We start from the raw sequence: 21,632 nt of genomic DNA, 5'->3' as shown, positions 1-21,632 counted from the left end.
ACGGCAGAAGTGACGGACCGCAAAGGAGCCTTGCAGGCGCTGCAGCGCTGCCGACCTGCGCTGGGCAGGGTGCGAAGCCTGCTGTGCGACAGCGGCTACGTGGGCAAGCCGTTCGCCCTGGGCGTGCAAGAGATCCTGGGCGAGCACGTCACCGTTCAGATCGCCAAGCGAAGCGAGTTGCACGCGTTCAAGGTGATGCCTCAGCGCTGGGTGGTGGAGCGCAGCTTTGCCTGGTTGGACAAGAACAGGCGTTTATGGAAGAACTGCGAGAGGTCGCTCAACACCAGCTTGCAGTTCGTCCACTTGGCATTCTTGGCTTTGCTGTGTCGAAGATCGTAAACAGGTTCTCAGCGCAAGAAGCCTGACGTCGACACCTGCCTGAGCTGCTGCCGGAATCTGAGCTGGGTCGAGCGGCTCGGGTTGGCGGCCTTTTGGGTCTTTGAAGCCATGGTGCACCTTGACCAGCGCAACCAGGTCTTCCTTGTCGCCCAAGCCCAACGTTCCCTGCTGAAGCAGCCTGCGGGCACAATCGCTAAGCCACGGTGGCTGTTGTGCGAGCCAACCGCCAATGTCCTGGATGATTGTCATTCTCGCGCTCCCTGACGACACTCCCTGCGTCTTTAGGAGATATTGCCATATGTAAGCGACGCTTTACTTGACCAATCGCAGCGAGGTGGACCGACTCACAACGCTACCGGCGCAAGGTCGTCGTCCTCGGACTTCTAAGTCGCATGCTCGAGGCGCTATTGCATCAGCAGCCTGCCAACTGCGCTAGCGACTGCTTTGTGTCAGGCAGCGTGAACTTGACGACTAATCTCCGATGACAGCAACCACAGCAAAATAGCCTCCACGGGCATTGCCCCGTGCCATCCTGCCTCTTTATTCCTAAGCTCCCGTCTCCTCAACATCTACCTATCGGGAGACTCCCCATGCGCCTGCGCACCTGGCTTGCCGCCGCCGCCCTGGCCTGTACGTCCATCGCCGTTCTGGCCCAGCCGGGCTTCCCGTCCAGGCCGATCCGCGTGGTGATCGGCTTTCCGGCCGGGGGGCCGCTGGACCAGCATGCGCGGCTGCTGACCGACAAGCTGCAGGGGGTGCTGGGCCAGCCGGTGGTGGTGGATTACAAGGCCGGTGCGGGAGGCACGGTAGGAGCGCAGGAGGTGATGAAGGCGGCGCCGGACGGCCACACGCTGATGCTGGCGAACACGGGGGTGATGGTCATCAACCCGGCGCTCTACAGCAGGCTGCCGTATGCCACGCTCAAGGACTTCACGCCCATCGCGCGCACGGCGATGCAGCCGCTGGCGCTGCTGGTCAACCCGAAGCTTCCCGTACAGAACCTGCCGGAGTTCATCGCATATGCGAAGGCGCGGCCGGGGCAGGTCAACTTCGGCTCGGCGGGCAACGGGGGCATCAGCCATCTGGTGCCGGAGATGTTCAAGATGGCCACGGGGCTGTTCATGGTGCACATCCCGTACCGCGGCAGCGCGCCGGCGTTCACCGATCTGATGGGCGGGCAGGTGCAGTTCATGGCCGAGAGCATTCCGCAGGCCGCCGCGTACCACAAGCAGGGCAAGGTGCGCGCGCTGGCCGTCACCAGCCGGGAGCGCAACCCGGCGCTGCCCGACGTGCCCACGGCGATCGAGAGCGGGCTGAAGAACTTCGAGGTGGTGGGCTTCTACGGCTTCCTGGCGCCGGCCGGCACGCCCAGGGATGTGGTGGCCAGGCTCAGCGATGCGTTCGGCCAGGTGATGCAGTCGCCCGAGGTGAAGAACCGCATGGTGGCGCAGGGCGCCGATCCGGCCTTTCTGGGCGCGGATGCGTTCGCCGGCTTCCTCGCGGCGGAAATGCCGCGATGGGCGGTGGCGGTGAAGCAGTCCGGCGCCAAGCTGGACTGATACCGCGGGGCCGGCCCATGTGCGAGGTCGCCGGATGGCCTCGCCGTGCCGCAGCACTGTCTTCGGCTCCCAGGCGGGTACTCGCTGGGCTGCCACACCGCAGGGCTGGACCGAAGCCTGCGGGCCTGCCGCTTTCCGCCGCGTGGCTGCCGCGCAGGTGAGTCAGTGCTGTCGGTTGTTGGCAAAAACAGGCTGCAGCCCTTGATCTGCAAGGGTCGGCAGCTATGGTTTACGTAGCGTCCGGCGTGAGGTCGCCTGCCGGCCCCTTGGGCTGGGGGATGGACACGGTCGGCAGGGCCGGTGCGCTCGCCACCGTGGGCGGCGGCACGCTGGTCGATGCCGGGGGCGATAGCGCCATGCCCGCTTCGCGCAGTGATTCGAGGATGGAGAACAGCAGCTCGCTCTTCACCCCGCCGGCGTTGCGCGGGTTGCTCACGTAGCCGATGGCCAGGAAGGTGAGGGTGCCGTTGACGATGTCTTCCAGCTGCACGGCGGGGGCGGGGTTGTCCAGGATGCCTTCGTGCGTGGTGAAGGCGGCCTGGATCAGGTCGCGCATGCGCCGGGCGTCCACGTCCAGCGGCGCGGGCAGGCGCAGCAGCACGCGGCCGGGCGCGCCGGTGAGCGTCATGTTGCGCACGGTCTTGGTGATGAATTCCGAGTTGGGCACGATCACGGTGGAGCGGTCGCCCAGCTGGATCTCGGTGGCGCGCACGTTCACCCGGCGCACGTCGCCTTCGGTGGTGCCCAGCACCACCCAGTCGCCGACCTTCACGGGCCGCTCGGCCAGCAGGATCAGGCCCGAGATGAAGTTCTGCACGATGGCTTGCAGCCCGAAGCCGATACCCACCGACAGCGCGCTGGCCACCCAGGCGATGCGTTCCACGCTGATGCCCAGGCCCGCTAGCGCCACGGCGATGACGACCACGCCGCCCACGTAGCCCAGCAGCGTGGTGATGGAGCTGCGCATGCCGGGCTCCAGCGAGGTGCTGGGGAAATACCGGTCGCTGAGCCAGCGCTTGAACACGCGGATGGTGAGGAAGCCGGCGAGCAGCACGGCCATCGCCGTGAACATGGCCTGCGGCGCGATGACCACGCTGCCCACCTTCAGGCTGTGGTCGGCATTGGTGCCGCGGCGGAACACTTCGTCCGGGCCGGTGCCGAAAGGCGCCAGCAGCGCGATCACCATGTAGAAGAAGAGCGCCACGCGCAGCACGCCCGAGGTGACCACGGCCACCTGGTCGAGCAGCTTGGCGTCCACGCCCAGGCCGCGGTGCAGCCGGCCGCCGAAGCCGCTCTTGGACGAGAGCAGCGCCTCGCACACGTCGTCCACCACCTGGAAGGCGAGGTAGGTGGTGGCGAAGACCACGCCAGTCCACACCATCTGCCGCGCCAGGGTGCCGGCCAGCGCCACGTAGCCCACGGCCACCATCAGCGCGATGGCGATCGTGGCCAGGTTGGCGCAGGCCACGACCAGGCCCACCCAGACCGGGCGGGGCTCGGCGGCCGGGGTTGGTGCGTCGGCGGCATCCGCAGCGTCGGCGCCGCCGGCTGCCGGCGCGGCGGCGGACGGTGCCGAGGGCGTGCGCAGGTGGCGCAGCGCCAGCGCCATCAGGCCCGCCACCAGCAGGGCCGAGACCACGTGGACGGACACTTCGGCCGCCAGGCTGGCGCCGATGATGCTGTTGATGTCCGTCACCAGCGCGCTCAGCGCCGCGACGATGCCGATGCACCACGGGTAGGGGCTCAGGCGCGTGGCCAGGTCGTCGGAGATGCCGGTCAGCCGCCAGGAGCTGCGCTTGCGCAGGATCAGGGCATGGCCGAGCGCGATCAGCACCGCGGCGAACACGGCCGAGCGCACGCTGCTGTCGGCCAGTGCCTGGACGGATTCCGAGAGCGGGGCGCCGGATTCCAGCGCGCTCCAGAACCATTGCGCGGCCAGGCCGATGAGCAGGGTGTGGACCAGCACCGAGGCCGCCGCCAGCAGCGAGCGCCGCAGGCGCCCGCCCGGCAGGCGCGAGGGCACCAGGCGGATCAGCAGGCGTTCGGCCAGCCAGGTGCCGGCCACCGCCAGCAGCAGCGCGCCCACCAGCCCGGCCAGGAAGGTGCTGCGGCTGTCGGGCTGCATCGCGGCGCGCACGGCGGTGCGCAGCTCGTCCGCCAGGGATTCGAGCCGGCCGATGTCGCCCGGCAGGGCGTTGCGCAGGTTGCGCCAGAACACGCGGCCCAGCGGGGAGTCGATGCGGTGGGTCAGCGCCGCCTGGAACTGCTCGCGGCGCTGGCGGATGAGGTCGGTGCCGCGCTGCTCGGCGTCCACCATGATGAGGCGTGCGAGCTTCAGCTCGGCATCGACGGAGGCGCGCTGCTTGGTCAGCGCGGCCCGCTGGGCGGCCACGTCGGGCGAGTCGGCCTGGGCGCCTTTTTCAGGCGCGGGGCCCAGGCCGGCCAGGCGCGAGTCGATGTCGGCCAGATCGGCGGCGCGGCTGGTGGCGAGCTGCTCGGCTGCCGTGCCGATGGCGTTGACCTCGGCCAGCAGCTTGCGGCCGTCGTCGTCTTCCGAGAGCTTCTGCGGAATGGCGTCGAGCTGCTTGCGCAGCACATCGACGCTGGGCGGCATGGGCGTGTTGGCGGGGTTGCCGTCATCGTCTTCGTTCGCCTGCGCCTGCGCGCTGCTGCCGTTGTTGCCACTGCTGCCGCTGGATGCGCCGGGCTGGGCGTGGGCAGGGCTGCCGGCCACGCCGAGGAAGGCGATGGCCAGCAGCAGGCAGGCCAGGAACCGGGCGAAGAAGGATGTGGAGGGGCGTGCGGTGAGTGTTCCGCCGCAGGTGGCGCGGCTGGAAATGCAGGTCGGACGGGGCGAAATCATCCCCGGATTGTGCGATGCCTTGGGGCGGTGGTGTCGTGCCGGCGGGCGCGGGGCCTGGCCGCGCGCTTCGGCGCTGCTCAGTTCGCCGCAGGGCTGAACAGATCCACCCGGTCGGTGATGATGCCGTCCGTGCCCAGGTCGATCAGTCGCTGGGCGGCCCATTCGTCGTTGACGGTGTAGCTCAGGGTGCGCAGCCCGGCACCCTGGGCGGCGGCGACGGTTTCGGCCGTCCAGAGCGCATGGTTGCAGACGATGGCCACGCAGCCCAGCTGCTGGGCGGTGTCCAGCCAGCCGTCCGGCAGCGTGTCGAGCAGCAGGCCGCGCGGCAGGGCCGGCACGGCGTCGCGGGCGCCGGCGAGGGCGGCGGGCTTGAACGAGGTGAGCAGCGGCGGCACCGCCTGGCCCTGCCAGAGCCGTGCGGCCTGGGCTGCGACGGCGCGGCCGGTGGCTTCTTCGGTGCCCGGCGTGGGCTTGATCTCGATGTTCAGCAGGTAGCCGTTGGCGATGCAAAAGCGCGCCAGGCCGGCCAGCGTGACCAGCGGCTCGCCCGCCCAGGCGCGCGAGTGCCAGCCGCCGGCATCGAGCTGCGCCAGCTCGCCCCAGGGCCGCTCGCCGGCCGTGCCGGTGCCGTTGGTGGTGCGCTCCAGCGTCGCGTCGTGCAGCAGGAAGGGCACGCCGTCGGCGCTGAGCTTGGCGTCGCACTCGAACATCCGGAAGCCGTGCGAGGCCCCCAGACGGAAGGCCGCCAGCGTGTTCTCGGGCGCGAGCTTGCCGGCGCCGCGGTGGGCGATCCAGCGGGGATAGGGCCAGGCGGGCGCCGCCGTTGGGGTGGTGGATGGGGCGGCGTGAGAGGGGGCGGTGGCGTCGTCGTGCATCCCGTGGATTGTGCGCGTGACACCGGCCATGTTTCAGCGCCGCTTGCCGCTGGCCGCGTCGAACCAGTGCAGGCGGTCGGGGCGCGGGGCTACGCGCAGCGTGTCGCCGGGCTGCGGGTGCAGCGTGCCTTCTTCCACGCGCACGATGAGCTGCTCGCCGCCCAGGCTGGCATAGACGAGGCGTTCGGCGCCCAGCAGCTCCACGCTGTCCACGCGCACGTCCCAGCCGTCGGCGGCGGTGACGTCCAGGTGCTCGGGGCGCACGCCCAGCACGGCGCCGGCCTGGCAGCCCGGCGCGTTCCTGAGCAGGTTCATCGGCGGCGAGCCGATGAAGCTCGCCACGAAGGTCGAGGCGGGCGTGTGATAGACCTCCTCGGGCGTGCCGAACTGCTCCATCACGCCGCCGTTCATCACGATCATGCGCTGGGCCAGCGTCATGGCCTCGACCTGGTCGTGGGTGACGAAGAGGCTGGTGATGCCCAGCTCTCGGTGCAGCTTCTGGATCTCCAGGCGGGTCTGCGCGCGCAGCTTGGCGTCGAGGTTGGAGAGCGGCTCGTCGAACAGGAACACGCGCGGCTGGCGCACGATGGCGCGGCCCATGGCCACGCGCTGGCGCTGGCCGCCGGAGAGTTCGCGGGGCTTTCTCTCCAGCAGGTGGCCGAGTTCGAGGATCTTGGCGGCCTTGTCCACGCGGGCGCGGATCTCGTCCTTGGGCACCTTGGCGATCTTCAGGCCATAGGCCATGTTCTCGAAGTTCGTCATGTGCGGGTAGAGCGCGTAGTTCTGGAACACCATGGCGATGTCGCGCTGGGCGGGTTCCAGGTCGTTGACCACGCGGTCGCCGATGGCGATCTCGCCGCCGGAGATTTCCTCCAGGCCCGCCACCATGCGCAGCAGGGTGGACTTGCCGCAGCCCGAGGGGCCGACGATGACGATGAATTCGCCGTCGGCGATTTCGGCGTTGACGCCGTGGATGACCTGGTTGGCCTTGGGGCCGTGGCCGTAGCGCTTGATGACGTTGCGCAGGGAAAGAGATGCCATTTTGCTATTGAATCCGTAGCTGTATGCGTTGATGGAATGGGCGCTGCAAGGGGTTTTGGGTGGATTACTTCTCGGTGTCCACCAGTCCCTTGACGAACCATTTCTGCATGAGGATCACCACCAGCGCGGGTGGCAGCATGGCCAGCAGGGCGGTGGCCATGACGATGTTCCATTCGTTCTGCCCGTCGCCGCCGGCGATCATGCGTTTGATGCCGATGACCACCGGGTACATGTCTTCGCTGGTGGTGGCCAGCAGCGGCCAGAGGTACTGGTTCCAGCCGTAGATGAACTGGATCACGAAGAGGGCCGCGATGGAGGTGCGCGAAAGCGGCACCAGCACGTCCTTGAAGAAGCGCAGCGGCCCGGCGCCGTCCATGCGCGCGGCCTCGACCAGCTCGTCGGGCACCGTGAGGAAGAACTGCCGGAAGAGGAAGGTGGCCGTGGCCGAGGCGATCAGCGGCACCGTGAGGCCCGCGTAGCTGTTGAGCATCCCCAGGTCGGAGACGACCTGGTAGGTCGGGCCGATGCGCACTTCCACCGGCAGCATCAGGGTGATGAAGATCAGCCAGAAGCACAGGCCCTTGAACGGGAAGCGGAAGTACACGATGGCGAAGGCCGACATCAGCGAGATGGCGATCTTGCCGACCGTGATGACCATGGCCGAGACGAAGCTCACCCACATCATGCGGGCCACGGGCGCGGTGGAGCCGGCGCCCTGGTCGCGCCCGAAGAGCGCGGCCTTGTAGGTTTCCCAGAAGTGCGAGCCGGGCAGCAGGGGCATGGGCGCCTGCACGATCTCCTGCGCGGTGTGGGTGGAGGCGACGAACGCCAGGTAGAGGGGGAAGGCGACGATGACGACGCCCAGCACCATGATGAAGTGCGCGAGGATGCCGCGCGTGAGGCTGCGTTCGACCATGTCAGTACTGAACCTTCTTTTCGACGTAGCGGAATTGCACGACGGTGAGCGCGACCACGATCAGCATCAGCACCACCGACTGCGCGGCCGAGCCGCCCAGGTCCATGGCCTTGAAGCCGTCGTAATACACCTTGTAGACGAGGATGGCGGTGTCCTTGCCCGGCCCGCCCTGGGTGGCGGCATCGACGATGGCGAAGGTGTCGAAGAACGCATAGACCACGTTGATGACCAGCAGGAAGAACGTGGTGGGCGAGAGCAGCGGGAACTGCACCGTCCAGAAGCGGCGCAGCGGGCCCGCGCCGTCGATGGCGGCGGCCTCGATCAGCGATTTGGGAATCGACTGCAGCCCGGCCAGGAAGAAGAGGAAGTTGTAGGAGATCTGCTTCCAGACCGAGGCCATCACGATCAGCGCCATGGCCTGGCCTGAATTGAGCAGGTGGTTCCAGTCGATGCCGAAGTGGCCCAGCGCGTAGGAGACCACGCCCAGCGAGGGCGAGAACATGAACACCCACAGCACGGCGGCCACGGCGGGCGCCACCGCGTAGGGCAGGATCAGCAGGGTCTTGTAGAACATCGCGCCCTTGACCACGCGGTCGGCGAACACCGCCAGCAGCAGCGACAGCACGATGCCGCTGGTCGCCACCAGCACCGAGAAGAAGGCGGTGGTCTTGAACGAATCGATGTAGCCCGGGTCTTCGAACAGGCGCCGGAAGTTCTCCAGCCCCACCCATTCGGTGGAGGTGCCGAAGGCGTCCTGCAGCTGCAGCGACTGCACCAGGGCCTGGCTCGCGGGCCAGAAGAAGAAGACCAGGATGACGGCCATCTGCGGGGCGATCAGCAGCCACGGCAGCCAGGCGGATTTGAATCGGACGCGTTTTTCCATGATGTCTGCGGAAGGCCACTGCAAGGGCCACCCGCTGCGATCCTTGCAGGGTGGTGAAGGGTTGAACGACAAAAAACCCTCCCCGCACGCGCGGGGAGGGTTGGGGCGGTCAGTCTGCCGCGCCCTCGCGCCGGCCCTGCCGGCGTGCGGGTGCGGCCCGCGGGATCAGCTCTTGTTGGCTTTCTGGAAGCGTTCGAGCTGCTCGTTGCCGCGCTTGACGATGTTCTGCATCGCTTCCTGGGCCGTCTTCTTGCCGGACCAGACCTGTTCGAGCTCTTCGTCCTCGATGGCGCGGATCTGCACGTAGTTGCCCAGGCGGATGCCGCGGCTCTTGTCGGTCACCTTGCGGATCATCTGCGTGACGGCCACGTCGGTGCCCGGGTGCTGCTTGTAGAAGCCCGACTTCTCGGTCAGGTCGTAGGCGGCCAGGGTGACGGGCAGGTAGCCGGTGCGCTGGTGGCTGGCGGCCTGCACTTCGGGGCGCGAGATGAACTTGAAGAACTCGGCCACGCCCTTGTATTCGGCAGGCTTCTTGCCGGCCATCACCCACAGGCTGGCACCGCCGATGACGGTGTTCTGCGGTGCGCCGGGCACGTCGGGGTAGTAGGGCAGGGGCGCGATGCCGTAGGCGAACTTGGCGTTCTTGGCCACGTTGCCGTAGAAGCCCGACGAGGTGTTGATCATGGCGCACTCGCCCGAGACGAAGCTCGCTTCGGGGATGTTGCCGCGGCCCTTGTAGACGAAGAGGCCCTGCTTGGCCATGTTGGCCAGGTTCTCGATGTGGCGCACGTGCAGCGGCGAATCGACCTTCAGGCGGGCATCGAGGCCCTGCAGGCCGTTGGACTTGCTCGCGAACTCCACGTTGTGCCAGGCCGAGAAGCTCTCCACCTGCGTCCAGTTCTGCCAAGCGGTGGTGAACGGGCACTTGTGGCCGGCGGCTTTCAGCTTGGCGGCGGCGGCCACCACTTCGGGCCAGGTGGCGGGCGCCTTGTCGGTGGGCAGGCCGGCGGCCTTGAAGGCGTCCTTGTTGAAATAGAAGATGGTGGTGGAGCTGTTGAACGGGAAGCTCAGCATCTGCCCGTTGGGGGCCGTGTAGTAGCCCGCGACGGCCGGGATGTAGGCCTTGGGGTCGAACGGCAGGCCGGCGTCCTGCATGACCTTGCCCGCGGGCACGATGGCGCCCTTGCTGGCCATCATGGTGGCGGTGCCCACTTCGAACACCTGCAGGATGTGCGGCGCGTTGCCGGCGCGGAAGGCGGCGATCGAGGCCGTCATCGATTCGTCATAGGTGCCCTTGTAGGTAGGCACGATCTTGTAGTCCTTCTGGCTCTCGTTGAACTGCTTGGCCAGATCGTTCACCCATTCGCCGTTGACGGCGGTCATCGAGTGCCACCACTGGATCTCGGTCTGGGCTTGTGCAGACAGGCAAGCCGACGCGGCGATGGCGGCGGTCAGTGCCAGGTGCTTGAATTGCATGAAAACTCCTGCGTAGGGGATGGTGCGGGAAGGCACGAAAAAGCCATGGTATGGCGCGCTCCGTGACGAGCCCGTGACTTTGTGACATGCAAAGGCCGGCGGCTCAACGGGGGAAACCCGTCGCAAACGGCCTTTGCAGTCGTGTCGGTGACGTGTCGGTATTGTGACGAGTCATGGCCCGGCCCCTAGCCTACGGGCCCCCGTGCCTCGGAATACTGCGCTGCCACAAGGGAATTGGTGCGATGCACAATGATTCGGCCCGCCGCATCCGGCCCCGCCCGCTTTCGCGGTGCGGGCCGGCGGGGCAGGGGGAGGCCGGGGCGGTCCCTGCGGTGCGCGCGCCCCAGGCGCCAGGCTTCGGGCCTTCGCTGCAGCCGCCCGGCTCATTCCCCATCCGTCGCCCCTTCCTTCTTTCTTTCTTCCTTCTTTTTCCTCATCGCCATGGCAAAAACCTCTCTGGACAAAAGCAAGATCAAGTTCCTGTTGCTCGAAGGCATCCACCCCTCCGCGGTGGAGGTGCTGCGCGGCGCGGGCTACACGCAGGTCGAACTGGTGTCCGGGGCGCTGCCGGACGAGGAGCTCAAGCGCAAGATCGCCGACGTGCACTTCCTGGGCATCCGCTCGCGCACGCAGCTGACGGCCGAGGTCTTCGCCCAGGCGCACAAGCTGGTCGCCGTGGGGGCCTTCTGCATCGGCACCAACCAGATCGACCTGGATGCGGCCCGCGAGCGCGGCGTGGCCGTCTTCAACGCGCCGTACTCCAACACCCGCTCGGTGGCCGAGCTGGTGCTGGCCGAAGCCATCCTGCTGCTGCGCGGCGTGCCCGAAAAGAGCGCCGTGGCGCACCGCGGCGGCTGGCTCAAGAGCGCCGAGAACGCCTACGAGATCCGCGGCAAGACGCTGGGCATCGTGGGCTACGGCTCCATCGGCACGCAGCTGTCGGTGCTGGCCGAGGCGCTGGGCATGCACGTCGTCTTCCACGATGTGATCAACAAGCTGCCGCTGGGCAATGCGCGCCAGGCGCCTTCGCTGCAGGCGCTGCTGGCGCAGAGCGACATCGTCACCCTGCACGTGCCCGAGCTGCCGTCCACCCAGTGGATGATCGGCGCGGCCGAGATCGCTGCGATGAAGCAGGGCGCCATCCTGCTCAACGCCTCGCGCGGCACGGTGGTGGAGATCGAGCCGCTGGCCGAGGCGCTCAAGTCCGGCAAGCTGCTGGGCGCGGCCATCGACGTCTTCCCGGTCGAGCCACGCACCAACAAGGACGAATTCGTCAGCCCCCTGCGCGGGCTGGACAACGTCATCCTCACGCCGCACATCGGCGGCTCCACCATGGAGGCGCAGGCCAACATCGGGCTGGAGGTGGCCGAGAAGCTGGTGAAGTACAGCGACAACGGCACCTCGATCACGTCGGTGAACTTCCCCGAGGTGGCGCTGCCCGCGCACCCGGGCAAGCACCGCATCCTGCACATCCACCGCAACGTGCCGGGCGTGCTCTCGGCCATCAACCAGGTGTTCGCCGACAACCACATCAACATCGCCGCGCAGTACCTGCAGACCAACGAGAAGGTCGGCTACGTGGTGATCGACATCGACGCGCAGTCGTCCGACCTGGCGCTGGACAAGCTGGGCAGCGTGCCGGGCACGATCCGCAGCCGCGTCTTGTTCTGATCGGCCGGGCTGGCGCTGCCCGTGCCTGACGCGCCGCCTGACGGACGCGCAGGCACGGCAGAAGACGGGAGTTTTTGCGACTGGTGGGTATTTTGTAACATTTGATACATTCAATGGCTGTCTTGCCTCTCCGAGGCATCTTCACCGTTCACAGCCATCATGCATTTCTCCCGTATCCACATCGCGCCCCGTCTGGGCCTGGCCTTCGCAGCCATGGTGCTGCTTTCCGTCTTCCTGGGGTTGTTCAGCTTGCGGCAGATGTCGCACCTGCAGGCGCAGACCCGCGTCGTGGTGGAAAGCAACCTGCCGGCCGTGCTGCTGCTCGGCGACTACCGCCGCAGCATCGACATGCTGCGGCGCCTCGAAGCCCAGATGCTGCTGGAAACCACGCCAGCCGATCAGGCGCTCTACCACGGCACCTTCGACAAGACGGTCGCCAAGCTGGCCGAACTCAACCGGACCTACGTCGAGCCCACGCTGATCGGCAGCCCGGCCGAGCTGGCGCTCGCCAACGCCTTCAAGCAGGACCTGGCCACCTACGTGGCCGGCGCCATGCGGATCCGCAATGCGGCCCAGGACGCCACCCAGCGCGCGGCGCTGATGCGGTACTCGGTGGATGACACCAGGAACATGTACCTGAAGGCCAGCGCCGATCTGGACAAGGTCGTGCAGTTCAACGTGGAGGGGGCGAAGGACGCATCGTCCCTCGCGCTCCAGATCCTGAACAGCGGCCGCAACTGGCTCACCGCCACCATGCTGGCCGCCGGTGCGCTGGCGGCGCTGCTGGCCATCGTCATCGTGCGCAGCATCGTCCCGCCGCTCAACCGCGCCATCGATGCGGCCCGCCAGGTGGCCGATGGCAATCTGGCCGTCGAACTGCACGCGGATGGCCGCGACGAGGTGTCCCGCCTGCTGGGCGCGCTGGCGCACATGCGCGACAACCTGGCGCGCATCACCAGCGACGTGCGCCGCAATGCCGAGAGCGTGGCCACCGCGAGCGTCCAGATCGCGCAGGGCAACAGCGATCTCTCCAGCCGCACCGAGCAGCAGGCTGCGGCGCTGCAGCAGACGGCGGCGTCGATGGAGCAGCTGGGCGCCACGGTGCGCCAGAACGCCGACAGCGCCCGCCAGGCCAACCAGCTGGCCCTCAGCGCCTCGGGCATCGCCAGCCGGGGCGGCGAGGTGGTCGGCGAGGTCGTCGAGACCATGAAGGGCATCAACGAGGCCTCGCGGCGCATCGGCGACATCATCGGCGTGATCGACTCCATCGCCTTCCAGACCAACATCCTGGCGCTCAACGCTGCCGTGGAAGCGGCGCGGGCCGGCGAGCAGGGCCGGGGCTTCGCCGTGGTGGCGAGCGAGGTGCGCAGCCTGGCGCGGCGCAGCGCCGAGGCCGCCAAGGAAATCAAGAGCCTGATCGGCAACAGCGTCGACCGGGTGGAGCAGGGCACGGCGCTGGTGGACAAGGCCGGCGCCACCATGGACGAGGTCGTCCTGTCCATCCGGCGCGTGACGGACATCGTGGCCGAGATCAGCGCGGCGAGCAGCGAGCAGAGCGAGGGCGTCGCCCAGGTGGAAAACGCGGTGTCGCAGATGGACCACGCCACGCAGCAGAACGCGGCGCTGGTGGAAGAGTCCGCCGCTGCGGCGGGCAGCCTGCGCACCCAGGCCGACCAGCTGGTGCAGGCCATGTCCTTCTTCCGCACCGGCTCAGGCGTCGCCTTGAGCCCGCGCGCCGAGCCCCTGGCGCAGCTGGCCGCCCCTGCAGCGGCCCTGCCCGTGCCGGCCGTGCCGGCGCTGCAGGCCAGCACGCCCAAGGCGCTTGCGCCGGCCGTGGCCCCTGGCCAGCCCAGGGCCGGCAGCCGCCTGCCTGCCAAGCCGGCGCTGCGGGCTTCGGCTCCTGCGGCCGCGGCCAAGCCGGCGCGTGCGGACGACGACTGGGAAAGCTTCTGATCCTGTCCCGCTGCCCGCGAGCCCCCGCCCCAGCGCGCGCGGGGGCGCTGGCTTAGAATCGCAGCCCCCAAAGCCGGGGGCGTTCATGCCCCCCCAGGTGACCCCCCGATGAATGCATCCACTGAGTTGGCAGCCCTGATGCCGCAGGCCGCCGAGCCCGCGCGTCTGCGCGAGATTCCCTACAACTACACCTCGTTTTCCGACCGGGAAATCGTCATCCGCCTGCTGGGCTCCGATGCCTGGGGTGTGCTGGACCAGCTGCGCCGCGAGCGCCGCACCGGCCGCTCCGCGCGCATGCTGTATGAAGTGCTGGGCGACATCTGGGTCGTGCAGCGCAACCCCTACCTGCAGGACGACCTGCTGGACAACGAAGGCCGCCGCAAGATGCTGGTGGAGGCCCTGCAGCACCGCCTGGCCGAGATCGGCAAGCGCCGCACCCCGGGCGAAGACGAGGAGCGCGACCGCCTGGTCGGCCAGCTGGTCGAAGCCGCCCGCCGCGCCATCGCCGAGTTCGACGCCACCTTCGTGGAAGCCGCCCAGCTGCGCCGCCAGGTGCAAAAGCGCCTGGGCCGCCACACGGCCAAGGACAACATCAAGTTCGACGGCCTCTCGCGCGTCTCGCACGTGACCGACGCCACCGACTGGCGCGTCGAATACCCGTTCGTGGTGCTCACGCCCGACTCCGAGGCCGAGATGGCCGCGCTGGTCAAGGCCTGCATCGAGCTGGAGCTGACCATCATCCCTCGCGGGGGCGGCACCGGCTACACCGGCGGCGCCATTCCGCTGACCTGGCGCAGCGCGGTCATCAACACCGAGAAGCTCGAAGCCATGACCGAGGTGGAGATGCGCCACCTGCCCGGCATGGACCGAGAAGTGGGCACCATCTGGACCGAGGCCGGTGTGGTCACCCAGCGCGTGGCCGATGCGGCCGAGCGTGCGGGCTTCGTCTTCGCGGTCGATCCGACCAGCGCCGAGGCCTCCTGCATCGGCGGCAACATCGCCATGAACGCGGGCGGCAAGAAGGCCGTGCTCTGGGGCACGGCCCTGGACAACCTCGTCAGCTGGCGCATGGTGACGCCCGATGCGCAGTGGCTCGAAGTCACGCGCCTCGATCACAACATGGGCAAGATCCACGACGTGGAGACGGCCACCTTCGAGCTGCAGTACTTCGAAGCCGACGGCAGGACGCCGGTCCGCACCGAGCGGCTGGCCATCCCGGGCCGCACCTTCCGCAAGGAAGGCCTGGGCAAGGACGTGACGGACAAGTTCCTCTCCGGCCTGCCCGGCATCCAGAAGGAAGGCTGCGACGGCCTCATCACCAGCGCGCGCTGGGTGGTGCACCGCATGCCCGCGCACACGCGCACCGTGTGCCTGGAATTCTTCGGCAACGCCAAGGACGCGGTGCCATCGATCGTCGAGATCAAGGACTTCATGTTCGCCGAGCAGAAGCGCTCGGGCGTGCTGCTGGCCGGCCTGGAACATCTGGACGACCGGTATCTCAAGGCCGTGGGCTACGCCACCAAGAGCAAGAAGCACGGCGGTGGCCTGCCCAAGATGGTGCTGTTCGGCGACATCGCGGGCGATGACGCCGACGCCGTGGCGCGCGTGACCAGCGAGGTCGTGCGCATCGCCAACTCCCGCGCCGGCGAAGGCTTCATCGCCATCAGCCCCGAGGCGCGCAAGAAGTTCTGGCTGGACCGCAAGCGCACGGCCGCCATCAGCCGCCACACCAACGCCTTCAAGATCAACGAAGACGTGGTGATCCCGCTGCCGCGCATGGCCGAATACACCGACGGCATCGAGCGCATCAACATCGAGCTGTCGCTGCGCAACAAGCTGCAGCTGTGCGACGCGCTGGAAGACTTCTTCCTGCGCGGCAACCTGCCGCTGGGCCGGCAGGACGACGCGCACGAGATCCCTTCTGCCGAGCTGCTGGAAGACCGCGTGGCCCAGGCCGTGGCGCTGCTGGGCGAGGTGCGTGCCCTCTGGTCCGGCTGGCTGCAGGACGTGGAGGCGCTCTTCCCCCAGCTGCAGGACCACACCCTGCGCGCCAGCTGGAAGACGCAGATCCGCGAGCCGCTCGCCAAGATCTTCCCCGGCGCGGCCTTCAAGCCCATCATGGACGAGGCGCAGGCCATCCACAAGCGCGTGCTCAAGGGCCGCGTGTGGGTCGCGCTGCACATGCATGCGGGCGATGGCAACGTGCACACCAACCTGCCCGTCAACAGCGACGACTACCAGATGCTGCAGACCGCCCACGAGGCCGTGGCGCGCATCATGGTGCTGGCGCGCAGCCTGGACGGCGTGATCTCTGGCGAGCACGGCATCGGCATCACCAAGCTCGAATTCCTGACTGACGACGAGCTGCGCCCCTTCGCCGACTACAAGCGCCGCGTGGACCCGCAGGGCCGCTTCAACAAGGGCAAGCTGCTGCGAAATCAGGAGCATTCTGCCCAGGCGGGAAAAGCGCCTGCGGCCGTTTCTGCTCGCGAATCGCTGATGTTTTCGGACCTGACCAACGCCTACACGCCCAGCTTCGGCCTGATGGGGCATGAGTCGCTGATCATGCAGCAGAGCGACATCGGCGCCATCGCCGATTCGGTCAAGGACTGCCTGCGCTGCGGCAAGTGCAAGCCGGTGTGCGCCACCCACGTGCCGCGCGCCAGCCTGCTCTACAGCCCGCGCAACAAGATCCTGGCGACCTCGCTGCTGGTCGAGGCCTTCCTCTACGAAGAGCAGACGCGCCGCGGCGTCTCGATCAAGCACTGGCAGGAGTTCGAGGACGTGGCCGACCACTGCACCGTCTGCCACAAGTGCTACACGCCGTGCCCGGTCAAGATCGACTTCGGCGACGTGACCATGAACATGCGCAACCTGCTGCGCAAGATGGGCAAGAAGACCTTCCGCCCGGGCAACGCCCTGGCCATGGGAATGCTCAACGCCACCAACCCCGACACCATCAAGCTGATGCGCACGGCCATGGTGGACGTGGGCTTCAAGGCCCAGCGCATGGCCGTCGATCTGCTGCGCGGCTTCGGCCGCAAGCAGACAGCGCACCCGCCCGCCACTGTGGGCACGGCGCCGGTCAAGGAACAGGTCATCCACTTCATCAACAAGAAGCTGCCCGGCGGCCTGCCCAAGAAGACGGCGCGCGCGCTGCTGGACATCGAGGACAAGGACTACGTGCCCATCATCCGCAACCCGGCCGCCACCACGGCCGAGACGGAGGCGGTGTTCTATTTCCCCGGCTGCGGCTCCGAGCGCCTGTTCTCGCAAGTCGGTCTGGCGACCCAGGCCATGCTCTGGCATGCCGGCGTGCAGACCGTGCTGCCGCCGGGCTACCTGTGCTGCGGCTACCCGCAGCGCGGCAGCGGCCAGTTCGACAAGGCCGAGAAGATGATCACCGACAACCGGGTGCTCTTCCACCGCGTCGCCAACACGCTCAACTACCTGGACATCAAGACCGTGGTGGTGAGCTGCGGCACCTGCTACGACCAGTTGCAGGGCTACCAGTTCGACAAGATCTTCCCGGGCTGCCGCATCATCGACATCCACGAATACCTGCTCGAAAAGGGCATCCAGCTGCAGGGCAAGGGCGCCTACCTCTACCACGAGCCCTGCCACAGCCCCATGAAGCAGCAGGACTCGATGAAGACCGTCAAGGCCCTGGTGGGCGACCAGGTGCTCAAGAGCGAACGCTGCTGCGGCGAATCGGGCACGCTGGGCGTGACCCGGCCCGACATCTCCACCCAGGTGCGCTTCCGCAAGGAGCAGGAGATCAAGAAGGGCGAGGCCGCGCTGCGCGCCAGCGGCGCCGTCGCTCCGCAGGAGAACGTGAAGATCCTCACCAGCTGCCCCAGCTGCCTGCAGGGCCTGAACCGCTACCAGGACGACCTGAACAACGGCCTGCTCGAAGCCGACTACATCGTCGTCGAGATGGCACGCGAGATCCTGGGCGAGAACTGGATGCCCGAATACGTGCAGCGCGCCAACGCGGGCGGCATCGAGCGGGTCCTGGTCTGATGGCCGGCTCCGCCTCGACCGCTGCCGTCGCCGGCTGCCCGCTCTGCGAAACGGACGGCGGCGCGCTGATCTGGCGCGGCGAGCGGCTGCGCGTGATCCGCGCCGACGAGGCGGGCTTTCCCGCCTTCTACCGCGTGGTGTGGAACGCGCATGTGGCCGAGTTCTCCGACCTCTCCGTGCAGGACCGCGCGCACTGCATGGCGGCTGTCTGCGCCGTGGAGCAGGCGCTGCGCACCCACCTGCAGCCCGCCAAGATCAACCTGGCGGCGCTGGGCAACATGGTGCCGCACCTGCACTGGCACGTGATCGCCCGCTTCGGCTGGGACAGCCACTTCCCGGCGCCGGTGTGGGCCGCGGCGCAGCGCGAACGGGTGCCGGAGCAGGAGGCGCAGCTGGCTGCGCTGCTGCCGGCGGCCGAGCAGGCCATGCGCCTTCAGCTGGACCGCCTGGGCAGCCTCTGACGGGCGCTCACGCCGCGATGCAGGCGGTGGTCACGCGGTCGCGTCCCGCATCCTTGCTGCGGTAGAGCGCGCGGTCGGCGCGGGCGATGGCGCTCGACAGGGATTCGCCGGCCTCCACCTCGCACACGCCCAGGGAGAGGGTGGCATCGATGCGCCCGCCCGCGTGGTGCTCGATCGGCGCTTCGGCCACCGCGCTGCGCACGCGTTCCGCGAGGATCTGCGCGGCCTGCGCGGAGGTGTCCGGCAGCAGGATCAAAAATTCCTCCCCGCCCCAGCGCGCCACCACGTCGTGCGCGCGGCTGGCCCGCAGCAGCAGCGCGCCGATGGAGACCAGCACCTGGTCGCCGGCATCGTGGCCGTAGCGGTCGTTGATCCGCTTGAAATGGTCGATGTCCGCGATCACCAGCGCCGTGGGCCGGCCGCCCTGGCGCGCATCGGCCAGCGTTCGTTCCGCCCGCGCGATCAGGTTGCGGCGGTTGGACAGGCCGGTCAGCGGATCGGTCGCGGCCTGTGCCTGCAGCTGTTCTTCGGCGCGGCGCACCGTGTCGTAATAGAAGCGGGCCGTGTACGCCGCCATGCAGAACACCACGGCCACGTTGAAGCCGTGGACCACGGCCAGCCCGTGCGCGCTCAGCGGCGCCTGGGGGCCGACATGCCGCGACATCGTGTGCAGCCCCATGTAGAACACGAACAGCGCCAGCAGCAGCAGGGTGGTGCGCAGCTGCTGGTTGGCGCTGACGATGATGGCCGGAATGAACATCAGCAGGTAGTAGTGGAAGCCGCTGTCCCAGCCGATGAGCCAGGTGCCCAGCGCGGCGTGGCCCGTCACCTCCAGCCAGATGAGCACCAGCGCGGCCACGTTGGCGCGGCGCATCAGCAGCCGGTAGGCCGCGGCATAGAGGGCGATGCTGACCACGTTGAGCCAGGCCAGCACGGGCGAGCCCAGCACCGTGAACAGGATCAGGAAGGCCAGATCGACCCCGGCCGCCATCACGGTGACGCGCCGCGACATGATCCAGAACGCCTTGTGCGCGAGCTTGCTTTGCGCCGGGAGCGCCGAGGGGGTGGCAGCCATGAACGATGTGGTGCGATGTGTGCATCCCACGGTAACCGCCCCGGCGCAGGGGGTCAATCGCCGGGCACCCGGAGGGTGGCTCGACCGCACGGCCGCGGGCAGGCGCGCGGCAGTGGGACAATGCGGGCCGCTTCTTTTTCCCGTCACACAGACAACAGGTACAGGTGAACATCCCATGGCAGGTTTGACCGCAGGCGCGCCCACTCCGCAATCCATCACGGTGCATGGCGCATCGCGCGTGCTGGAAGTGGCGTTCTCCGACGGTGCGGTGTTCCGCATCCCGTTCGAGCTGATGCGCGTCTATTCGCCTTCGGCCGAAGTGCAGGGCCACGGCCCGGGCCAGGAAGTGCTGCAGACGGGCAAGCGCGCCGTGACGCTGTTGTCGCTGGAGCCCGTGGGCAACTACGCGGTCAAGCCGACCTTCTCCGACGGGCACGACAGCGGCATCTTCTCGTGGGACTATCTCTACCAGCTGGGCCGAGAAGAAGCCGCCCTCTGGGCCGACTACGAGGCCCGCCTGCAGGCGGCCGGCGTGGACCGCGACGCGCCCATGGCCCCCAAGGCGGCCGGCGGCGGCCACGGCCACGGCTGCGGCGGCCACGGCCACGGCTGCGGCGGCCACTGAGCCGGCGGCCGCAACAGCACCCTACATCCCCCGTTCAACCTTGAGCATCAAAGACATGAGCACCACGCATTTCGGATTCCAGTCGGTGGACGAACAGGAAAAGGCCCGCCATGTGCGCGGCGTCTTCGATTCCGTCGCCTCCAAGTACGACGTGATGAACGACCTGATGTCCGGCGGCCTGCACCGCGCCTGGAAGGCCTACACCGTCATGGTCGCCAACCTGCGCGAAGGCAGCCAGGTGCTGGACATCGCCGGGGGCACGGGCGACCTGGCCCGCGCCTTCTCCAAGAAGGTCGGCGCCACCGGCCGCGTCGTGCACACCGACATCAACGAGGCCATGCTGCGCGTGGGCCGCGACCGCCTGATCGACGAAGGCATCGTGCTGCCGACCCTGGTCTGCGACGCCGAGGCGCTGCCTTTTCCCGATGCCCATTTCGACGTGGTGAGCGTCGCCTTCGGCCTGCGCAACATGACCCACAAGGACGTGGCCATCGCTGAGATGTGCCGCGTGCTCAAGCCGGGCGGCAAGCTGCTGGTGCTGGAGTTCTCCAAGGTCGCCAAGCCGCTCGAGAAGGTCTATGACTGGTATTCGTTCTCGGTGCTGCCGCGCCTGGGCAAGCTGGTGGCGGGCGACGACGCCAGCTACCGCTATCTGGCCGAGTCGATCCGCATGCATCCGGACCAGGAATCGCTCAAATCCCTCATGCAGCAAAATGGCTTTGGACATGTGGACTATCACAATATGACTGGCGGTGTCGTGGCCCTGCATGTTGGAATCAAGTGCTGATTCAAGGTAGAGACACGCATAAGTAGGAGAGAGCGATGATGAAATTCTGGTCCGTGGTCCTGGCCGCGATGTTGGTCGTGGCCCATGTGGACGCCGATGCCAAGCGCATGGGCGGAGGCCGTTCGGTGGGCAAGCAGTCCAACCACGTGACGCAACGCGAATCCGCGGCCACGCCGCCCGCGACCCCGGGCGTGCCGGCGCAGAACGCCGCCCCCAGCAACGCCGCGGCCGCCAAGCCCGCGACGCCGGCCGCAGCCCCCGCTGCCGCCGCGCCCAAGAAGCCCTGGGGCGCCATGCTGGGCGGCCTCGCCGCCGGCCTGGGCCTGGCCTGGCTGGCCCACTCGCTGGGCCTGGGCGCCGAATTCGGCCAGTTCCTGATGATCGCGCTGCTGGTGCTGGTGGCCTTCGTGGTGATCGGCATGATCATGCGGGCCCGCAAGCCCGCCGCGCCGGCCCGCTCGCCCTTCGCCTTCCAGGGCGCCGGAGCGGGCGAGGGCGCCGCGACGCCCGCAGAAGCCCAGGTGCCGCGCCAGTACAGCCCGGCCAACGTCGGCAACGACGCCTCGGCCCGCCCGTGGGAGCGCAGCGCCACCGCGTTCGATGCGGCCCGCCCGGCCGCCGCTGCCGGCGCCGCGACGGCCGGTGGCGTGGTCATCGGCTCCGCGCTGGCCGGCTCGCAGAACTGGGGCGTGCCCGAAGGCTTCGACACCGAAGGCTTCCTGAGCGCCGCCAAGCGCAACTTCACCACGCTGCAGGCCGCCTGGGATGCCTCGGACATCAACGTGCTGCGCTCGATGATGACCGACGGCATGCTGGAAGAGATCCGCGCCCAGCTGCACGAACGCGAACTGCACCGCGACGCCAGCCAGCCCAACCACACCGAAGTGGTCATGCTGCAAGCGCAGCTGCTGGGCATCGAAGACCTGGGCGACGGCTACATGGCCAGCGTCGAGTTCTCCGGCATGATCCGCGAAGAGGCCTCGGCCGGCCCGAGCCCGTTCCGCGAAGTGTGGAACATGACCAAGCCCAAGAGCGGCTCCACCGGTTGGCTGGTGGCCGGCGTTCAGGCGCTGCAGTGATCCGTT

The 21,632-nt window shown here is 68.2% G+C and carries 16 protein-coding genes; 9 read left to right on the top strand and 7 right to left on the bottom strand.

Translation table 11 applies throughout. The features are described from left to right. Both BM070_RS18665 and BM070_RS18660 read left to right on the top strand, forming a co-directional pair. Positions 1-339: transposase (locus BM070_RS18665; RefSeq protein WP_139222880.1), on the top strand; the 339-nt coding region annotated here is incomplete at its 5' end. Between the two features lie 590 nt (positions 340-929). Next, positions 930-1,898, top strand: a complete 969-nt coding sequence (locus tag BM070_RS18660) for a Bug family tripartite tricarboxylate transporter substrate binding protein (protein WP_092940845.1) — start codon at positions 930-932, stop codon at positions 1,896-1,898. Between the two features lie 229 nt (positions 1,899-2,127). Here the strand turns inward: BM070_RS18660 and BM070_RS18655 are convergent, their stop codons facing one another. The 6 genes from BM070_RS18655 to ugpB all read right to left on the bottom strand — a co-directional run bounded on the left by BM070_RS18655 (position 2,128) and on the right by ugpB (position 9,952). Next, complete coding sequence (locus BM070_RS18655; protein WP_092940844.1) at positions 2,128-4,761, bottom strand: DUF3772 domain-containing protein; 2,634 nt, start codon at positions 4,759-4,761, stop codon at positions 2,128-2,130. A 77-nt stretch (positions 4,762-4,838) separates the two neighbouring features. Further along, positions 4,839-5,636 carry a glycerophosphodiester phosphodiesterase gene (gene ugpQ, locus BM070_RS18650; protein WP_092940843.1) on the bottom strand — a complete coding sequence of 266 codons (798 nt, stop codon included), beginning with the start codon at positions 5,634-5,636 and terminating at the stop codon, positions 4,839-4,841. 33 nt (positions 5,637-5,669) lie between these two features. Continuing rightward, on the bottom strand, positions 5,670-6,677 hold the full coding sequence (locus BM070_RS18645; RefSeq protein WP_092940842.1) for a sn-glycerol-3-phosphate import ATP-binding protein UgpC: 1,008 nt from the start codon (positions 6,675-6,677) through the stop codon (positions 5,670-5,672). Between the two features lie 64 nt (positions 6,678-6,741). Beyond that, positions 6,742-7,593, bottom strand: coding sequence for a sn-glycerol-3-phosphate ABC transporter permease UgpE (gene ugpE / locus BM070_RS18640; RefSeq protein WP_092940841.1), 852 nt, complete (start codon positions 7,591-7,593; stop codon positions 6,742-6,744). 1 nt (position 7,594) lies between these two features. Next, a complete protein-coding gene (gene ugpA / locus BM070_RS18635) occupies positions 7,595-8,476 on the bottom strand; it encodes a sn-glycerol-3-phosphate ABC transporter permease UgpA (protein WP_092940862.1) in 882 nt (293 codons plus the stop codon). A gap of 165 nt (positions 8,477-8,641) precedes the next feature. Next, a complete protein-coding gene (gene ugpB / locus BM070_RS18630; RefSeq protein ID WP_092940840.1) occupies positions 8,642-9,952 on the bottom strand; it encodes a sn-glycerol-3-phosphate ABC transporter substrate-binding protein UgpB in 1,311 nt (436 codons plus the stop codon). A 441-nt stretch (positions 9,953-10,393) separates the two neighbouring features. Between ugpB and serA the strand changes: the two genes are divergently transcribed. The 4 genes from serA to BM070_RS18610 all read left to right on the top strand — a co-directional run bounded on the left by serA (position 10,394) and on the right by BM070_RS18610 (position 18,060). Further along, positions 10,394-11,623, top strand: a complete 1,230-nt coding sequence (gene serA, locus BM070_RS18625) for a phosphoglycerate dehydrogenase (RefSeq protein ID WP_092940839.1) — start codon at positions 10,394-10,396, stop codon at positions 11,621-11,623. A gap of 159 nt (positions 11,624-11,782) precedes the next feature. Next, entirely contained in the window at positions 11,783-13,576 is a 1,794-nt protein-coding gene (locus tag BM070_RS18620) for a methyl-accepting chemotaxis protein (RefSeq protein ID WP_092940838.1), read from the top strand. A 108-nt stretch (positions 13,577-13,684) separates the two neighbouring features. Then, the gene (locus tag BM070_RS18615; protein WP_092940837.1) at positions 13,685-17,599 is read left to right on the top strand and encodes a DUF3683 domain-containing protein; all 3,915 of its coding nucleotides are present in this window, start codon (positions 13,685-13,687) and stop codon (positions 17,597-17,599) included. Next, positions 17,599-18,060, top strand: a complete 462-nt coding sequence (locus BM070_RS18610; RefSeq protein WP_092940836.1) for an HIT family protein — start codon at positions 17,599-17,601, stop codon at positions 18,058-18,060. The genes BM070_RS18615 and BM070_RS18610 overlap by 1 nt, the downstream gene beginning before the upstream one ends. Before the next feature lie 7 nt (positions 18,061-18,067). On the opposite strand, the gene BM070_RS18605 is transcribed toward BM070_RS18610, so the two are convergent. Continuing rightward, on the bottom strand, positions 18,068-19,135 hold the full coding sequence (locus BM070_RS18605) for a GGDEF domain-containing protein (RefSeq protein WP_092940835.1): 1,068 nt from the start codon (positions 19,133-19,135) through the stop codon (positions 18,068-18,070). A 175-nt stretch (positions 19,136-19,310) separates the two neighbouring features. Here BM070_RS18605 and BM070_RS18600 point away from each other — a divergent pair, with 175 nt between their 5' ends. From BM070_RS18600 to BM070_RS18590, 3 genes are read left to right on the top strand one after another with little or no spacing between them, the layout of a single operon-like run. After that, positions 19,311-19,760, top strand: a complete 450-nt coding sequence (locus tag BM070_RS18600) for a gamma-butyrobetaine hydroxylase family protein (RefSeq protein ID WP_092940834.1) — start codon at positions 19,311-19,313, stop codon at positions 19,758-19,760. A 55-nt stretch (positions 19,761-19,815) separates the two neighbouring features. Beyond that, on the top strand, positions 19,816-20,547 hold the full coding sequence (ubiE, locus tag BM070_RS18595) for a bifunctional demethylmenaquinone methyltransferase/2-methoxy-6-polyprenyl-1,4-benzoquinol methylase UbiE (protein WP_092940861.1): 732 nt from the start codon (positions 19,816-19,818) through the stop codon (positions 20,545-20,547). A gap of 35 nt (positions 20,548-20,582) precedes the next feature. Next, positions 20,583-21,626, top strand: coding sequence for a Tim44 domain-containing protein (locus tag BM070_RS18590; RefSeq protein ID WP_092940833.1), 1,044 nt, complete (start codon positions 20,583-20,585; stop codon positions 21,624-21,626). The last annotated feature ends 6 nt before the right edge of the window (positions 21,627-21,632 follow it).

It is taken from the genome of Paracidovorax wautersii (assembly GCF_900113035.1).
GTDB classification, from domain to species: Bacteria; Pseudomonadota; Gammaproteobacteria; order Burkholderiales; family Burkholderiaceae_C; genus Paracidovorax; species Paracidovorax wautersii.
The sequence above is the reverse complement of the archived record's forward strand: the minus strand, read 5'-3'. Positions and strand labels throughout refer to the sequence as shown.

What these genes read in the sequence shown, in the direction of transcription:
- serA (WP_092940839.1), top strand. Translation starts at nt 10,394, where the DNA reads ATGGCAAAAACCTCTCTGGACAAAAGCAAGATCAAGTTCCTGTTGCTC.
- BM070_RS18605 (WP_092940835.1), bottom strand. Translation starts at nt 19,135, where the DNA reads ATGGCTGCCACCCCCTCGGCGCTCCCGGCGCAAAGCAAGCTCGCGCAC.
- BM070_RS18610 (WP_092940836.1), top strand. Translation starts at nt 17,599, where the DNA reads ATGGCCGGCTCCGCCTCGACCGCTGCCGTCGCCGGCTGCCCGCTCTGC.
- ugpQ (WP_092940843.1), bottom strand. Translation starts at nt 5,636, where the DNA reads ATGCACGACGACGCCACCGCCCCCTCTCACGCCGCCCCATCCACCACC.
- BM070_RS18645 (WP_092940842.1), bottom strand. Translation starts at nt 6,677, where the DNA reads ATGGCATCTCTTTCCCTGCGCAACGTCATCAAGCGCTACGGCCACGGC.
- ugpA (WP_092940862.1), bottom strand. Translation starts at nt 8,476, where the DNA reads ATGGAAAAACGCGTCCGATTCAAATCCGCCTGGCTGCCGTGGCTGCTG.
- BM070_RS18620 (WP_092940838.1), top strand. Translation starts at nt 11,783, where the DNA reads ATGCATTTCTCCCGTATCCACATCGCGCCCCGTCTGGGCCTGGCCTTC.
- ugpB (WP_092940840.1), bottom strand. Translation starts at nt 9,952, where the DNA reads ATGCAATTCAAGCACCTGGCACTGACCGCCGCCATCGCCGCGTCGGCT.
- BM070_RS18590 (WP_092940833.1), top strand. Translation starts at nt 20,583, where the DNA reads ATGATGAAATTCTGGTCCGTGGTCCTGGCCGCGATGTTGGTCGTGGCC.
- BM070_RS18655 (WP_092940844.1), bottom strand. Translation starts at nt 4,761, where the DNA reads ATGATTTCGCCCCGTCCGACCTGCATTTCCAGCCGCGCCACCTGCGGC.
- BM070_RS18600 (WP_092940834.1), top strand. Translation starts at nt 19,311, where the DNA reads ATGGCAGGTTTGACCGCAGGCGCGCCCACTCCGCAATCCATCACGGTG.
- BM070_RS18660 (WP_092940845.1), top strand. Translation starts at nt 930, where the DNA reads ATGCGCCTGCGCACCTGGCTTGCCGCCGCCGCCCTGGCCTGTACGTCC.
- ugpE (WP_092940841.1), bottom strand. Translation starts at nt 7,593, where the DNA reads ATGGTCGAACGCAGCCTCACGCGCGGCATCCTCGCGCACTTCATCATG.
- BM070_RS18615 (WP_092940837.1), top strand. Translation starts at nt 13,685, where the DNA reads ATGAATGCATCCACTGAGTTGGCAGCCCTGATGCCGCAGGCCGCCGAG.
- ubiE (WP_092940861.1), top strand. Translation starts at nt 19,816, where the DNA reads ATGAGCACCACGCATTTCGGATTCCAGTCGGTGGACGAACAGGAAAAG.